Genomic DNA, 16,071 nt, shown 5'->3' with positions numbered 1-16,071 from the left:
AAACTAGCTATAAAACAATTTAACCATCTACAACTATGGCATTACAAACACATACCACAATAAAAATAGGAGAAAAAACAATCCGGAATTTCAGCGGTTTAAAAATTGTGCAGAAAATCCATGACCATCATACTTTTAGCCTACAAATAAGACAAGACTCATTGGTAGATGAGTTTAAAAGTGTTATGCCTGTTTCGCAACAATTAATAGGCGAAAGAATAAGCATAGAGATAAAACCGATCCCAGATCTCGATGACCTCATGATTATAACTAACCCAAAGGACTATATCATGCAGTTTTATGGGATAGTTACTAAGGTAAAATTGCAAAAATCTACTAGTAAAGATATGGAAGAAACCATATTGATAAAAGGATATAGTACATCAATAATTCTAGATAATGGACCAGACTCAAACTCATTTACAAGAATGCCACTAAGCGATATTGTAAACAAGATTAAATCGGGTTATGAAATCGATATGAATGTATCCCCTTATTATAAAGACAATCTAGCTTACACGGTTCAATACAACGAGAGCGATTTTAATTTCCTTAACCGCGTAGCAATGCGTCACGGGCAATGGTTTTACGACACAGGACGCACGATAGTTTTTGGTAGTCCCGGAAGCTCAGGAACAGAACCTAATCTGGTTTATGGAGTTAATATGCAAGATTTCAGCTATGAGATAAAATTAGCCCCAACTTTGTTTAAGACCATCGAGAATGATAATCGCCAAGGCAACCATTTTGCTACAAATACTGCTACATACAGAAAAGAAGCTGATGGATTTCATCAAAACTTCATCAACAAATCTAATACCGTATTTAATAAAGAAACAATAATACAAGTTAACCAAAATGCCGTAGGAGGAAATGGACGAAATGCTTCTGAAGAATATGCCAAGAATAAAATGCGAGCTATAACAAGTGGACTAATGCATATAAAAGCCACGAGCGAAGTCCCAGGAGTTACCTTAGGGAATACAGTTAGAATAACAGGCGTCGATGTGCAACTAGAAAGTACCTATAGAGTAACCCAAATTACCCATACGTGTGATGATGGCGGAGGGTACGAAAACCATTTTAAAGCAGTAAATTTTAATGGAGCCGTATTCTCGCCAAAAACTAATCCCGATTTAGTACCACGTTGCGAGAGCCAGTCGGCAATAGTAATGGCTAATAATGACCCCGACGGACTTAGTGCCATAACCATACAAATGCCGTGGCAAGAAGCCAAAGGCGAAACCACTCCATATATCCCAGTGACACAACAACACGGCGGAGATGGCAGAGGAACACATTGGGTTCCTGAAATAGGCGATAAAGTATTTGTAGATTTTCAAGGAGGCAATGCCGAAATGCCAATAGTAACAGGAACAATATCCAGCACAAAAGAAAAAAGCGGCTACGCCACACCCAATAATGATCTAAAAGTAATGCGTACCCGTTCTGGAATCATGATTGTGTATAACGATGCCGAAGGTAGCATTTTAATAGAAGACCCAAGCGGGAACACATATTTTATGGATGGAAAAGGAAGCATAAAACTTCTCGCTCCAAAAAATATAGAAATTGAAGCTGGGGAAGATATCATCATGAACGCAGGAAAGAATATTAAAGAAAGTGCCGGAGGCCATAAAGAAACCAAGATTAATTTACACCATAACCTATCCGTAGGTACCGATTACATCTTAAATGTTATAGGGAATATGCTCGAATGGGTAAGTGGGAAAAAAGAAACTGAAAGCGATGATATTAAAGAAATGGCTCAGGAAGTACTTTTAAACAGCACCGAGAAAAGCATAAATGTGCGAGGAGCAAAAAATGTGAATAACCACAGTGCAGAAACTTCTAAAAACGCATAATTATGGGAATTACAAGAATTATAGGCAGCACACTAACCAAAACGGCTAAGGGCAATATAGATATACGAGCAACTAAAGGAGATGTGAATTTTATTGCAGCAGAACAGAATAACTGGCATGGCGAAGAAGAAGGTATTATGTACCATGATTATGAACCATTACACCCTGACGACTCTATGAACAACAGACTTGATCTTACTCTGAATCTTTTCTTTGATGGTACAACCAATAATAAAACCAATACCGCAGCCAGAGAAAAAAACAAAGAGGAATACCTAGAGAATTCGAATAAAATAGATGATAGCTACGAAAATGATTACACCAACATTGCAAGAGCTTATGAGGCAATATCTGTGGAAGAGTCAACACATAAATCAGTTTATGTTGAAGGTGTGGGTACTACCGATAAAGAAACAGACGATATGCTCCCTGTGGGTATTGCGCAAAGTGCCGGTTTCTGGAATACAGGCATAAAAGACAAGGTAAAAAAGGGGTGCGAATTGGGCGCGATAGAAGTTCAAAAAGCAGCTGACGGAAAACCAATTGATTCGTTAACAATAAATGTATTTGGTTTTAGTCGTGGGGCGGCTACGGCAAGGCATTTTTTGGATATTACCAATGTTTCCTATACTGTAAAAGTTTCTAAAGAAGGAAATTTTATTCTTCCTGGAGATATGATTTCAGAAAAATACCCGAAAAATGAAGATAAAACAAAGCCTCCTTATCCCGAAAGTTTTGAAATTAAATTAGGATATTTTGGCAGATGTCTTATTAATGAGGGCGTTTTTGAGCTGAGGGAGGTTATTTTTAACTTTGTTGGTTTATATGATACTGTTTCTTCCCACGGTTTGATTCATAATAACGACGTAAAAGATTTAGGTCTTAAGGCGATAAAAAAAGCCAAAATGATTTTCCAAATTTCAGCTGCCGATGAATATCGGGAAAATTTTGACTTAACCAATATTCGCAGCGCCGGTTTAAAAGGGTTGGAATTAACCCTACCCGGAGTGCATTCGGATATTGGAGGGTCTTATTTAGAAAAAGATAAAGAACGCTCTGTTGTACATACAGAACCCATTCATTTCGGGACTCGTGATGAGAATTATAAGTTTATTCCAAATACAAAAAAAGCGAATGCTTTTAAAGAAATATTAGAAAACGAAGGTTGGTACAAAGACAGTGAGCTTATGCTTGAATTTCATGATGATAAAAGAGTTGCCTATTTGGTAGGAACGCGCACGCTCGAAAACACCTATGATAAAATAGCGCTGAATAAAATGATTATGGTTTCGAAACAATTTAAAGTTCTTTATAATGAAATTATCGAAGAACAAAAAACTAATATTTCTGATCCTTTTATTGCCAAAGTGTTTAAACAGCTAACAATTTATTGTCAAGCAGTTATGATGCACAGAAATACAGCTATAAGGGAAAAAAAACCTGTATTACAATACTGGGAAGAATCGGAAAAAATAAGTTATCTCGACTATATAAATCCAACAGATTTAAAAGAATTGCGCAACAAATACTTACATTGGTCGGTAAAAGCAGATAAATTTGGGCTAGAGCCCCGATTTACAGAAATTTTACCTATAGAAAAACGTAAAAGAAAAATACACAATGGCTAAAATTAATAAACTTTCGATTTTATTATTAATACTCACTTTAAATGTCAGTTGTCAAATGAAAAATAAATATGAATGGCAGAGTTATACTTGCCAACCACAACAACAACAAGGAAGGAATAAAAACATATACCGGGTAGAATTTGTACAAGGTGATATCTTAACACTTGAAGGAAATAATGCCACTCTACCTTTTGGCGGATCCTCTGGACGCTGGGGAGAATCTGGAAAAAGCTGGACTTCACAACATGGTACGCCTATAGGGGCTGATGTAATTTATTATGCGGGTTACGAAGATAAGTTTTACCATCTTAAAGTTGATTTCTCTGTAGAGGAAATGAAAAAAGCAGTAGATACTACCTATCGCTATAATGATTATAGAAACGAAAAATTTTCGGGTTTGATATTCGGTTTTGCGCCACAAGGTATGGTGGTGGTTTGGAAAGAATATCGAGTTATGAGAATTGAACTCGGGCGATATCAGGCTCTGGTAATACCTGACGATAAAGAACTCGAGCAAAAACTCTTTAAAGGCTGGTCGATGAACAGGCAAGAAGTAGCAGAAAGAGATTTTCTGCCTGATGCTTCATGCGAAAAATGGGATATGTACCGCAAGCGTTATACCTTTAGGATAAAGATGGAGAATGAAAATCCTGCTTTACGCTTATTTAGGTACTGCTTTACCAATTACAATGGCGAAAAGAATATCATTTTTACACCTCCACTCCCCGTGACAAGTTATGCCAATCATGCTTTACCACAAATCCTTGAACTCGACTGGGAAACTAGTCCTGATGAGCGCTTTCGAGGGAATATTTTTCTAAATGAAAAAGTTATATTCGAAAAATTTAAAAATTTTAAAACAGAGGACAAACAGGAGTTTGAAGTAAAAATAAGTAAAGACAATCAAAAACTAGAACTTTTTTTAAATCATGAACCTGTAGAAGTTGATAGTGTACGCATTTATAAAGGTTCAGTGATGTATGAGGGATCTTATTAATCATTTTTAAGGCAATTGTGGGTGGTAATTAAAAAGCAAAAGAGAAATACACAATGGATAAAATTAATAAACTTTCGATTTTATTATTAATACTCACTTTAAACGTCAGTTGTCAAATGAAAAATAAATACGAATGGCAGAGTTATGCGTGTCAGCCAATATTATCTGTTAGCCAAAATGAAAATGCATACGGTGTCGAATTTGTACAAGGTGATATCTTAACGCTCGAGGGAGCTTCTGCCAGTTTACCCTTTGGTGGTTCGTCGGGACGCTGGGGAGAATCTGGAAAAAGCTGGACTTCACAACATGGTACGCCTATAGGGGCTGATGTAATTTATTATGCTGGTTACGAAGATAAGTTTTACCATCTTAAAGTTGATTTCTCTGTAGAGGAAATGAAAAAAGCAGTAGATACCACCCGTCGCTATAATGATTATGTTACCGAAAAGTTTTCGGGCTTGATATTTGGTTTTGCTCCACAGGGCATGGTTGTGGTCTGGAAAGAATACGGAGTTATGAGAATCGAACTCGGGCGTTATCAGGCTCAGGTAATTCCTGACGATAAAGAGCTCGAACAAAGACTTTTTAAGGGATGGTCTATGAACAGACAAGAAGTAAAAGAAAGAGATTTTTTACCCAATACCTCTTCCGAAAAATGGGATATGTACCGCAAGCGCTACACCTTTAGGGTAAAAATGGAGAACGAAAACCCAGCTTTGCGTTTGTTTAGATACTGCTTTACTAATTATAATGGTGAAAAAGACATCATTTTTATGCCACAACTTCCCGCCACCAGTTACGATAATCGTGCCTTACCGCAAATACTGGAACTTGATTGGGAAACTGCTGCTGGCGAAAGCTTTAGAGGTAATATTTTCCTCAATGAGAAAGTAATATTCGAAAAATTTAAAAAATTTAAAACCGAGGATCAACAAGAATTTGAGGTAAAAATAAGCAAAGACAATCGGAAATTGGAATTGTTTTTAAATCACAAACCTATAGAAGTCGATAGCGTACGTATTTATGAAGGGTCGGTGAGTTATAAAGGGTCATACCATTTTTAATTGGCATTTTAAGGTAATTAGTTAAAACATAAAAGAGAAATACACAATGGATAAAACAACTAAAACCACTTTTCTATTGATATTAATAGCAATATCAATACAGACCTACTTATTAAATGGTGAAAGGCATTCTGATGAATTTATATTTTTTGCAGTTCCTATAACTATTAATATACTATTAGTAGCGATTTATGCTAGCCCCCAAGAGAATAAATCATACAAAGACTCTATAAAGAATATATTAAGGTTTTCCCTAATTATTTCAGTAATCTATTTTGTGATTTTTGGATATATATTTCAATTGGGCAAAAATTTTAAAAACTAATTATGGAAAAGGAAAGTAAACATAATGATCTAACGAATAGGTTACTTACAATAATACTGATAGTAACCTTAATTGCAAATGGCATCCAGTTTTATTTTTTCAAAGGAAGCAGCCGATTTGATTGGACCACCGGTGTAATTAGCAGTAAAGGAAATATAGTACAGGTTTCAAATTATAATTTTGATAGAAGGAGCTTTTATGATCTAGGTAAAAATAAGATACTTGATAGTGGTTGGGATGAAATAAATGTCTCTGAACATGATGTGAAGGATACTTTTTTTCCTGACAGTTTATATATAGGATGGTTTTCTTATAATGAGCGAAAATTTTATGATGGCAGTTTTGTCTTACCCACAGAAATAATTGAGACAAAAGCAATTCAATTGGGTATGTACCCCAGCTATAACGGTTTCAATTCAGTTCTTCAAATTATTTCTGAAGTTAAACCAAAAGGGAAGGTTGTAGTATGGATACGAAAGTTTGACAAAAACGTTATTGGTGAAAAATTTAAAATTGGAGAATATCAAGCAAAAGAAACGAAAGCAACCTGGCATGTTTTTGATGATCGTTCAGAAACCGACAAAACTTCAGATATCGATATCTCTAGAAAAGTGGCCTTGGTAATGGAGGAACACCCTTATAAATTAGAAATTAAATTACCGAGCGGATTTACTTTAGACGATTCTTATTTTAAATTATTTAATCAAAAGATTTGGCATTTTAATGGAAGAGAGTCAAAAACAGATTCTATTCTTAATTTCCTCCCAAAAAAGTTTAGTTTAGCATGGGGAAATGGGCGTAAAAATTTCAGGATGCAATTTTGTTTTGATGAAGATGAAGTACTAGATGCTTTTAGAAAAGAAAGTAATACATTAGAACCACTCGTTCTTGAATTAATTTTAAGTGATCGTTATGATGTTGTAAAAGCCATCCTAAGAAATACAAAAACAAACTCAAAATTTGTATTTAAAGACAAATATTAATTTAAAAATGAAAACAGCATAATCGAACTAAGGTAACCATGAACCAATAGAAGTAGACAGCGTGCGTATTTATAAAGGTTCGGTGGGTTATAAAGGATCATATCATTTTTAACAACAATTGTAGGTGCTAATTAAAACGCAAAAGAGAAATACACAATGGAAAAAAAAACAATATAGTAGTTCTTTTAATCATCGCATTAAATACAAACTATCAAAATAGTTACGTGCTTATGTAGTCCAATAAACATCTTGCATTTGCTTTGGGAACAAGATCAGTTTTTAGAGAAATATTTAAAAAACTAAATTTTTCATTAGACTATTTATTAAAACAAACCCCGACAGATTTTAAAAAACCTGTAGGGGTTGCTATTTTTTAGCATCAAAAAGAATTATCTAATTTACAGATAATTTAAACTTAAAAATATTTCCTGCTCAACAGGTAAATCTATTTCACTTTCAAAGAAGATTAACTGTCTTTTATGAACCGTTTCTATCAGATAATGATTTCCTCTAAAATAGGTTCTTCTAATTTTTACTAATAAGTTAGATTCTGGAACCATTTTAAATTGATGTGGATATACCAGCGTTTTATGTGTTTCATCTTCGTAAGGAAGTAATAAATGAGTAGCAATTTCATTTACTTCTCCAAAAAGTGAAGCCACATATTTCGTTTCTGGATCTTCGTATATTTTTGTTGGGTTATCCTTAGCAAGAACTTCTCCATTTCGCATTACAATTACTTCATCTGCAAACGACAAAGCATCCGTGCTATCATGTGTTGCTATAATGCAAGTAATCCCTTTTTGTTTTAAATATCTAAATAAATTTCGGCGCAAAGCATTTTTACGAAAAGCATCTATTTGGCTAAAAGGTTCGTCTAGTAAAATTACTTCTGGCTCTAAAGCCAAAACTCTTACTAAAGCTACTCTTTGCTGTTGCCCTCCACTTAATAATTTTGCTTTTACATTCGAGAATTGTTCCATTTCGACCATTTCCAGTAATTCCTGAACACGAAGTTTTTTCATGTTAGCAAAACCATTCGAAAGAAACTTTCCGACATTTTCGGCAACGGTTTCAAAAGGAGACAAATCAAAATCCTGCGCCAGATATTTCATATAAGGCATTCCGGGAACCAAATTGTATTTAGGTCCTAAAACAGGTTTTTCATTATAAGAAATAGTACCTCCATTTAAATCGTATAAACCGTACATTAGTTTAAGTAATGTACTTTTTCCGCAGCCGCTTTCGCCAATAATAGCAATATTTTCGCCTTTATTTATGGTAAAAGAAACATTTTTTATAACAGGTTTTTCGGTATACGAAAAAGAAATATCTTGAACTTGAAGCATTAGTTGGCATTGAAAAATTGAGGATACAAAGATAGTTGCTTTGATAAAAATAACTTAGAGAAAGTTATTAAATTATCTACAAAAAAAAGCTGCTTCAAAAGAAACAGCTTTTAATTTATTCGCTAAGAAGCAATGCCTTATTTACCAGCTTTTGCATCGTTTACCATTTTGTCATTTGCAGTAATAGCAAACTCTACACGACGGTTTTGCGCTCTTCCTTCTGGAGAATCATTTGTAGCAATTGGATCAGCAATTCCTAAACCTGAAGTTTTGAAACGAGTAGATTTTAATCCTTTAGAAACTAAATATGCTTGCACAGAAGCAGCTCTTTGTCCTGAAAGTGTTAAGTTATATTCTGGTTTACCAGTATTATCTGTATAACCAAAAATTTGAATATCAGTATCTCCGTACTCATTAAATACGGGAACTAATTTATCTAAATTTGCTTTTGCTTGAGTCGTTAATGTTGATTTATTAGTATCAAAACGAACAGAATTTTCATTTAAAGTTAAATGAATTCCTTCTCCTACTCTTTCTACAGTAGCACCTGGTAAAGCCTGATCAATTTCACGAGCTTGTTTATCCATTTTGTTTCCAATAAGAGCACCAGTTCCACCACCTACAGCAGCACCAATAGCAGCACCTAAAGCAGCGTTTCCACCACGTCCTAAATTGTTTCCAAGAATACCCCCGATAAGAGCACCTGCAGCAACACCTATTCCTGCACCTTTTTGAGTATTATTTGCATTCTTAACTGAATCGCAACTTGTAAAAAAACTTGTCAATACAAGTAAAGTACTCAAACCTAAAACTGTTATCTTTTTCATATATTTATCTTTTTATGTATTCTTTAATATTAATTAGCTCTCTGAAATTGGTATACTACATCTTTAACTTGTCCTCCAACATTGATATTATCAATTAATTGAAATGAATTTTCAGTTAAACCTCCAATTTTCAATAAATATCCGTCTCTCACTTTTTTTGCTTTTATACCAGCATCAAGAATCTTAAGAACAAACATACCCTGACTATTAATACTCCATACAATTGGAGAAGAAAAATCAGTACAACCAGATGATGCTAAAGCCATCGACCCTTTGTTGTTGTTTGAAATAAAGTTCCAAGTACTACCAATAAAACACTTAGAATCAGCAAGATCAAATGAATTTACTTTAATATACTCTGAACCCGGATAAGAAACATTGGTTAAAACCCAATTCCCTTTAATTGCTACTTGAGTCGACTTATCAAGTTTTGTAGAAAGCGGTTCAGCTCCATTAGAAGATGTCGTTGCTGTAGAAGCTGATTTGCATGCAAAAACCGTTACGGCTAATATGCATATTAAAATAATTTTTCTCATCGTTTTAGCAAATTTAAAATTAATACTCCTACAAAGATACAATGCAAAAAAATTAAATTTGTTTAAAAATTATTTTTTTTTCTTTCACAATTAACACCTGCGCCAATTTGTCACCCTATTAGCAATTGGTATCTTATTTGAAGAATCTGAAAAGCATAACGTTAAACTTAAATTTTAAAAAATATGACAACAGGTAAAATTAATGTTTCGGTAGAAAACATATTTCCCTTAATCAAGAAATTCTTATACAGCGATCACGAAATTTTCTTGCGTGAGTTGATTTCTAACGGAACCGATGCTACTCTAAAATTAAAACACCTAACAAGTATTGGTGAAGCCAAAGTAGAATATGGCAATCCAATTATTGAAATTAAAATTGACAAAGAAGGTAAAAAAATCCACATTATTGACCAAGGTCTAGGAATGACTGCCGACGAAGTTGAAAAATACATCAACCAAGTCGCTTTTTCTGGAGCTGAGGAATTTTTGGATAAATATAAAGACTCTGCAAAAGATTCAGGAATTATAGGTCATTTTGGTCTAGGTTTTTACTCAGCCTTTATGGTTGCTGAGAAAGTAGAGATCTTTACTAAATCATATAAAGACGAACCAGCTGCACATTGGACATGTGATGGTAGCCCAGAATTTACTTTGGAGCCAACTGACAAAACTACACGTGGAACTGAAATCGTATTACATATTGCCGAAGATTCTCTTGAGTTTTTAGAAGATTCTAAAATTTACGAGTTATTGAATAAGTATAACAAGTTTATGCCTATTCCTATTAAATTCGGAACTAGAACAGAAACTCTTCCTAAGCCAGAAGATGCTCCTGAAGATTATGTAAACGAAACTATTGAAGTTGACAATATCATCAATAATCCAAATCCAGCTTGGACTAAACAACCAACTGAATTATCTGATGAAGATTATAAGAGTTTCTACAGAGAGTTGTATCCAATGCAATTCGAAGATCCGTTATTCAACATTCACTTAAATGTGGATTATCCGTTTAACCTAACAGGAATTTTATATTTCCCTAAATTAGGTTCGGATATGCAAATTCAGAAAGACAAAATTCAATTGTACCAAAATCAGGTTTATGTAACTGATAACGTAGAAGGAATTGTTCCTGAATTTTTAACAATGTTAAAAGGAGTTATCGATTCTCCAGACATTCCGTTAAACGTTTCTCGTTCAGGTTTACAAGCTGATGGCGCTGTTAAGAAAATATCAAACTACATTACTCGTAAAGTAGCTGATAAATTAAAAGCATTATTCACTGAAAACCGTGCTGATTTTGAAGCAAAATGGAACGACATTAAAATCGTTTTAGAGTACGGAATGCTTTCTGAAGATAAATTCTATGAAAAAGCTGGTGCATTTGTATTATATCCAACAGTAGATGGTACTTACTTTACTCTTGAAGAATTAAAAGAGAAATTAAAAGATAACCAAACCGATAAAGACGGAAAATTGGTAGTTCTTTATGCTGGAAATAAAGACGCACAACATTCTTATATTGAAACAGCAAAAGAAAAAGGATACGAAGTATTACTTTTAGATTCTCCTATTATCTCACATTTAATTCAGAAAATAGAAGGTGACAATAAAGATGTAACTTTCGTACGTGTCGATTCTGATCATATTGATAACTTAATCAAGAAAGACGAAAACACGATTTCTAAATTATCTGAAGAAGAAAAAGAAGCTTTAAAAACATCTTTAGAATCTTATATTCCAAAAGCATATAGTGTACAACTAGAAGCTATGGATAGCCAAGCTGCTCCATTTATCATTACGCAACCAGAATTTATGCGTAGAATGAAAGAAATGAGTCAATCAGGTGGTTCTGGAATGTTTGGTATGGGTAATATGCCAGAGATGTACAACTTGGTAGTAAACACAAATTCTGATTTAGCTACTAACATCTTGAATACCGAAGATAAAACACATCAAGAACATTTGGTTAAACAAGCATTAGATTTAGCCAAATTATCTCAAAACTTATTAAAAGGAGAAGCATTAACTGCTTTTGTAAAAAGAAGTTTTGAAATGATAAAATAATATTTGGCTATAAAAGCCATACTATTACTAAGCCTCTCAAGTTATACTTGAGAGGCTTTTTGTTTAAAAAACATAATATTCTTAACTATCCAATCTAATAATCTTAAAAAAAAGTACTTATTCCTGTTTTTTAACATAAGCTATTTACATAACTTTAACCCACTTTTAAAAAAAGTTATTTATAAAAAACAGAACTCTATGAGAAAAATTTACCGTTATGAAAAATTGTCATTCTCGGCTCCAGTCGATGAAGATATTAATTTTGAAATCAAGTTTATATCCGACGGTAATATAGGGCATACCGTGATCAATATACCCGGAGATAATGATTCTGAAATTGCTAATTCTGGTAAATCTTCCTTAGGAAAAATACAAACGCTCACAGCCGAAAAAACAATTTGCGTTTCGGATATTGCAAATCCAATACCTCACGAAGACACAATTGCTATTGAATACTATATCAATAAAAAGCTACTTGCAAAACATTCTAATCTAAAAAGCGATACTGATCGTCCTTATGTAATTTTAACCATCAAATTTTCAGTAAAATGAAAAACTGGATTATAATTAGCACGGTTTTTTATTTCGGAACAATTCAAGCCCAAAAAAAAATAGATATCCTTACAACGCCTACTTCTCCCGCTGCAGCTGTTTTAGGTATGCAACCAAGTGCTATATTACAACCCAAATCTTATCGTGCCCTAGAAACTGCTCTTTATTCAAACTTTAGTGATGAAAATGGAAATAGTATAATCCCAAATGATTTTGGTCTCGAATTTATGCCCTATTGGGCAAACGATCATGGCATGAGTCTGGAGGAATATCTTTATCCAAAGGCCAACCTTGATCAACTTTTGCGAAACTCATCATTTTCTTTGGCTTCTACTCAAAATTTCATGCTACAAGACAGCACAAATACAAGAAGTCTTTCTTTTGGCTATCGCACCTCTATCTATTTTGGAAATAAAAGAGATAAAGAAATCATCCAGAAACATATAGAAACTTTAAGCAATAACCAACGTATCGGTTCTAAAATCTTAGCAGAACTTAGTGAGCTTGCAGAGAAATTTAAATTTAAAACAAAAAGAGAATACCTAACAGCCGTACGAGATAAACTTACCAATCGGATTTACGAAGTACTCGATAAAAAATCGATGAATGAAGCCGAAGAAATAACCAAAAATATTTACGACGCTACTGATGCACTCCCTTTTGATGAAAATGATATCGATTCGTTTTTCATTTCATTTTCTGAATTGATAGAAGACAAAACAATGGGAAGTTATGACGAATTCAAATCTTATATTCTGTCGCGTCAAGGATTAAGTATAGACTTGGCTTATGCATTAGCATTAAATTTTCCTACTAATGATTTTAAATACTCCAATGTACCCAGACAATCATTTTGGATTACTCCTTCTTATAAATTCTCAGATAAAATAAGTTTTCTAAAAGCTACTGGTGTATTACGATATGAATGGTACAATAAGGAGTATTTTGAGAATTATTTTCCTGATACCAAAGTATATAAAAACAATTTCGATTACGGATTAGCATTACAAAGCCAGTTCAAGAAATTTTCGTTAGAATTTGAAGCTACCGGCCGACAGAGCAGTTCTCTTTTAGTTGCTGGCACAGATGCTTCGGGAAACACATTATACACCAAAGAAAACGCATCCGATTTTCAATACATAGGAACTTTTAGTTATAGACTTACAGAACAAATTGCCCTATCCTATCAAATCGGAAGTGCTTTTAAACCCGTTTTTAACCACAACGGAACATTGATTTCGATGCTGTCATTAAACTTTGGTTTTGGCGGACCCAATATAACAGATTTAACTTCAAAATAAACCTCAAAAATCATACTCAAACCTACATTCGATGATTTTAAATCATCATAAATAATATGGCAACTAAAATAGGAATTTATATTACCGGACTCGGACAATCTATACACAACGAAACTGTAGAGAAATATACTGAAAGACTTAGAAACGAATTGAACTTTACCACAACAGGTTTTAATTACTTTATTAAAACAGAAAAAATTTCTTATCAACCCGAGAAAAATAGCACTGTTGTAAGTCTCTTTAAAAAAGACAAAAATGACATCGAAGAATTAATTTATAAAATATATGATTTTCAGTACCACAAAATCTTAACCGAAAAATTTGAGCATTACAATATCTTCATAAAAAATCTAATCCTATTTAGTTTAATAATAAAAAAGACACCCCAAATTACTTTAAGGTTTTTCAGAAAAAAAGAATTTAGCAGCCCTTATCAAACAACTTATGCTTTTTCTATTCTTCTGATAATCTCTTTATGTGTTCTTTTTTTAATTCCGGCTTGTATCGATTTAATGACTAATGAAAGTATTATAAAAAATATCTCAAAACTACTTTACCACATCGGTTATGACATTGACGTAGAAAGGATACATAATTATGGAAAATATGTTCTTTCGATAACGACATTAATTTTAATTTTTGCACCTCAATCTAAAACTATTATCACATCGCTGGCAACCGAATTCTCTTGTGTTGACAGTTATATAGCCAATGGGGAACAAAGCCAAATTGTATTAGGAAATCTTGATTCGCTTGTAGAATATATCGCCGAGAATGAACCAGATCCTGAAATTCATTTTCATTGTTACAGTTTTGGAAGCATCTTAGCAGTTGACCTTCTTTTTCCGGTAGCAGAAATTCCACCATCAGATAACGTTCAGAAATTAACCAAACTTCTTATTACAACTGGAAATCCTTATGAATTTATAAATGCTTATTATCCTTCTTTTTACAAAAGAAGAAGTCCGATAATGGAAAACACTATAAAATGGATGAATGTTTATTCTGTTTCTGATGTTTTTGCTACAAATTACAGAAAAGATGATTCCCGTGGTGAAGCCGAGTTTGGAATAAAAAATATAGCGATTCTACCAGAAAACATTAACTATGAAATCACATCTGACAAATCTGGTATAATTGCCTTTTTCTCGTTAAATAGTATTAAAATGCATAAATGTTACTGGGATCCATCTACTATAGGTCAGAGTTGTATGAAAGTATTACTACCAAAATTAACGAGCAAAGGTTTCATATAAAAACATGTATCTCAATTAATTACCAAAATAAGTATTAATTTAGATAACAAAAACAGCCCCATGAAACCTATCATCTTTATTCCCGGAATTCAAGCCACGAGTCTTGTTAATAGTAATACTTTCGATTTTAATTATATCTGGAACGCCTACGACACATTGGGTTCATCTATCGGTTCATCAATTTTTGGAGCTTATATTAACGAAAACTTACAATTTAATCCTTTATACGACCAAGGAATTGAAACGATAATAGAACGCAATCATATTGCTAAATTTCCATATGAGAATTCTATTTCTAAATTAAAAAACAAACTAAACGAGACCAGAGCATACAAAAATACTCCTGTATTTTTATTTGGTTACGATTGGCGAATGTCGAATATGGAAAGCGCCAAACGTTTAAAAATTTATATCGAATACCTCAAGCACAAACTTCAGGATCAAAACATCGAAGGATTCCGGTTTATTACTCATAGCATGGGAGGATTGGTTTTAAACTGCTACCTAAGTTTATTAAAAGATGATTTTTCCGGAATCGATAAAATAGTCATGAATGCTCCTCCATTTTTAGGATCTCCTTATGCATTAGTACATATGGTAAAAGGAGACGGTGGTTTAAGAAGTATCCTAAACTGGGTTATAGGAAGAAATGAAGATATGCGTAAAGTTATTCGAACTTATCCTGGAGTCTATGAGTTATTACCCATTTACAAAGACGCTTTAACCTATGCAGATAATAATGAACCACTGGATCTTTTGAAAAAAGAATATTGGCAAGACAACTTATATAGAGATATCGAACCACTTTTTGATTCTAGATTAGCACTTTTAAAAGAATTTCGTTCTCCTACGGGTTTAAAAAACTTATCCGATTTACCTCAGGCTCTAAAAGACAGAATGATAATTATTGTAGGTGAAGATGATAAAACATTTACAAAGGTAAAAGTCCTAAAAAAAGGAAATAACAACATTCAAAATTTAGTCGACTTAGGCTCTCTTAATGACGGAAGAGAATCTGGCGATGGAACTGTTCCTTTTAAAAGTTCTTCTATTTATGCAAAAGACATTAAAACATTTGCTGTAAAGAAAGAAAACTTCTTTGATGAAATAAGTAACAATCTTGATTTTCATGGTTTATTCTTAAATGATAGTCGAGTACAGAATATTATACAGCGCTATTTTTTAACCGAAAGCGCCAACCCAAAACTCAGTGGGCTTAAAAATTGGTGGGACACTCCTAACGGAAGTGTTAGAAAAGTGGATTGATTAAACTATTATGAATAATCTATAAATAAAACGATTTCGAGAGGTTTTCTGTAAA

At 33.3% G+C, this 16,071-nt stretch carries 13 protein-coding genes; 10 read left to right on the top strand and 3 right to left on the bottom strand.

Annotated elements, in window-relative coordinates; all coding sequences use genetic code 11:
• The first annotated feature begins 35 nt into the window (after nt 1-35).
• The 5 genes from AC3IPI_RS09605 (at nt 36) to AC3IPI_RS09585 (ending at nt 6,862) form a co-directional block, all read left to right on the top strand.
• Entirely contained in the window at nt 36-1,865 is a 1,830-nt protein-coding gene (locus AC3IPI_RS09605; protein ID WP_489158692.1) for a phage baseplate assembly protein V, read from the top strand.
• A 2-nt stretch (nt 1,866-1,867) separates the two neighbouring features.
• The gene (locus tag AC3IPI_RS09600; protein WP_489158690.1) at nt 1,868-3,493 is read left to right on the top strand and encodes a phospholipase effector Tle1 domain-containing protein; all 1,626 of its coding nucleotides are present in this window, start codon (nt 1,868-1,870) and stop codon (nt 3,491-3,493) included.
• 55 nt (nt 3,494-3,548) lie between these two features.
• Nucleotides 3,549-4,490 carry a DUF2931 family protein gene (locus tag AC3IPI_RS09595; protein WP_489158688.1) on the top strand — a complete coding sequence of 314 codons (942 nt, stop codon included), beginning with the start codon at nt 3,549-3,551 and terminating at the stop codon, nt 4,488-4,490.
• 116 nt (nt 4,491-4,606) lie between these two features.
• Entirely contained in the window at nt 4,607-5,554 is a 948-nt protein-coding gene (locus AC3IPI_RS09590) for a DUF2931 family protein (protein ID WP_489158686.1), read from the top strand.
• A gap of 327 nt (nt 5,555-5,881) precedes the next feature.
• Nucleotides 5,882-6,862 carry a DUF2931 family protein gene (locus AC3IPI_RS09585; protein WP_489158684.1) on the top strand — a complete coding sequence of 327 codons (981 nt, stop codon included), beginning with the start codon at nt 5,882-5,884 and terminating at the stop codon, nt 6,860-6,862.
• Nucleotides 6,863-7,260: 398 nt separating this feature from the next.
• Here the strand turns inward: AC3IPI_RS09585 and AC3IPI_RS09580 are convergent, their stop codons facing one another.
• From AC3IPI_RS09580 to AC3IPI_RS09570, 3 genes are all read right to left on the bottom strand, one after another.
• Nucleotides 7,261-8,211, bottom strand: a complete 951-nt coding sequence (locus tag AC3IPI_RS09580) for an ABC transporter ATP-binding protein (protein ID WP_039111637.1) — start codon at nt 8,209-8,211, stop codon at nt 7,261-7,263.
• A 137-nt stretch (nt 8,212-8,348) separates the two neighbouring features.
• The gene (locus AC3IPI_RS09575; RefSeq protein WP_039111638.1) at nt 8,349-9,038 is read right to left on the bottom strand and encodes a YiaD family glycine zipper/OmpA-like lipoprotein; all 690 of its coding nucleotides are present in this window, start codon (nt 9,036-9,038) and stop codon (nt 8,349-8,351) included.
• Between the two features lie 29 nt (nt 9,039-9,067).
• On the bottom strand, nt 9,068-9,574 hold the full coding sequence (locus AC3IPI_RS09570; RefSeq protein ID WP_039111639.1) for a lipocalin family protein: 507 nt from the start codon (nt 9,572-9,574) through the stop codon (nt 9,068-9,070).
• Nucleotides 9,575-9,757: 183 nt separating this feature from the next.
• On the opposite strand from AC3IPI_RS09570, the gene htpG reads away from it, so the two are divergent.
• The 5 genes from htpG (at nt 9,758) to AC3IPI_RS09545 (ending at nt 16,016) form a co-directional block, all read left to right on the top strand.
• Nucleotides 9,758-11,641, top strand: a complete 1,884-nt coding sequence (gene htpG / locus AC3IPI_RS09565) for a molecular chaperone HtpG (RefSeq protein WP_039111640.1) — start codon at nt 9,758-9,760, stop codon at nt 11,639-11,641.
• Nucleotides 11,642-11,839: 198 nt separating this feature from the next.
• The gene (locus AC3IPI_RS09560; RefSeq protein WP_039111641.1) at nt 11,840-12,193 is read left to right on the top strand and encodes a hypothetical protein; all 354 of its coding nucleotides are present in this window, start codon (nt 11,840-11,842) and stop codon (nt 12,191-12,193) included.
• Nucleotides 12,190-13,494 carry a hypothetical protein gene (locus AC3IPI_RS09555; RefSeq protein WP_489158680.1) on the top strand — a complete coding sequence of 435 codons (1,305 nt, stop codon included), beginning with the start codon at nt 12,190-12,192 and terminating at the stop codon, nt 13,492-13,494. Before AC3IPI_RS09560 ends, AC3IPI_RS09555 begins: the two co-directional genes overlap by 4 nt.
• 56 nt (nt 13,495-13,550) lie before the next feature.
• Nucleotides 13,551-14,750, top strand: a complete 1,200-nt coding sequence (locus AC3IPI_RS09550) for a hypothetical protein (RefSeq protein ID WP_489158678.1) — start codon at nt 13,551-13,553, stop codon at nt 14,748-14,750.
• A gap of 60 nt (nt 14,751-14,810) precedes the next feature.
• Nucleotides 14,811-16,016, top strand: coding sequence for a lipase/acyltransferase domain-containing protein (locus AC3IPI_RS09545; protein ID WP_039120263.1), 1,206 nt, complete (start codon nt 14,811-14,813; stop codon nt 16,014-16,016).
• Nucleotides 16,017-16,071 lie beyond the last annotated feature (55 nt).

The sequence above is a fragment of the Flavobacterium sp. GL_143 genome, from assembly GCF_057834355.1.
Note: the sequence above shows the minus strand (reverse complement) of the source record. Positions and strands in the feature narration are given on the sequence as shown.

What these genes read in the sequence shown, in the direction of transcription:
- AC3IPI_RS09600 (WP_489158690.1), top strand. Translation starts at nt 1,868, where the DNA reads ATGGGAATTACAAGAATTATAGGCAGCACACTAACCAAAACGGCTAAG.
- AC3IPI_RS09555 (WP_489158680.1), top strand. Translation starts at nt 12,190, where the DNA reads ATGAAAAACTGGATTATAATTAGCACGGTTTTTTATTTCGGAACAATT.
- htpG (WP_039111640.1), top strand. Translation starts at nt 9,758, where the DNA reads ATGACAACAGGTAAAATTAATGTTTCGGTAGAAAACATATTTCCCTTA.
- AC3IPI_RS09575 (WP_039111638.1), bottom strand. Translation starts at nt 9,038, where the DNA reads ATGAAAAAGATAACAGTTTTAGGTTTGAGTACTTTACTTGTATTGACA.
- AC3IPI_RS09590 (WP_489158686.1), top strand. Translation starts at nt 4,607, where the DNA reads ATGAAAAATAAATACGAATGGCAGAGTTATGCGTGTCAGCCAATATTA.
- AC3IPI_RS09580 (WP_039111637.1), bottom strand. Translation starts at nt 8,211, where the DNA reads ATGCTTCAAGTTCAAGATATTTCTTTTTCGTATACCGAAAAACCTGTT.
- AC3IPI_RS09595 (WP_489158688.1), top strand. Translation starts at nt 3,549, where the DNA reads ATGAAAAATAAATATGAATGGCAGAGTTATACTTGCCAACCACAACAA.
- AC3IPI_RS09585 (WP_489158684.1), top strand. Translation starts at nt 5,882, where the DNA reads ATGGAAAAGGAAAGTAAACATAATGATCTAACGAATAGGTTACTTACA.
- AC3IPI_RS09560 (WP_039111641.1), top strand. Translation starts at nt 11,840, where the DNA reads ATGAGAAAAATTTACCGTTATGAAAAATTGTCATTCTCGGCTCCAGTC.
- AC3IPI_RS09545 (WP_039120263.1), top strand. Translation starts at nt 14,811, where the DNA reads ATGAAACCTATCATCTTTATTCCCGGAATTCAAGCCACGAGTCTTGTT.
- AC3IPI_RS09550 (WP_489158678.1), top strand. Translation starts at nt 13,551, where the DNA reads ATGGCAACTAAAATAGGAATTTATATTACCGGACTCGGACAATCTATA.
- AC3IPI_RS09605 (WP_489158692.1), top strand. Translation starts at nt 36, where the DNA reads ATGGCATTACAAACACATACCACAATAAAAATAGGAGAAAAAACAATC.
- AC3IPI_RS09570 (WP_039111639.1), bottom strand. Translation starts at nt 9,574, where the DNA reads ATGAGAAAAATTATTTTAATATGCATATTAGCCGTAACGGTTTTTGCA.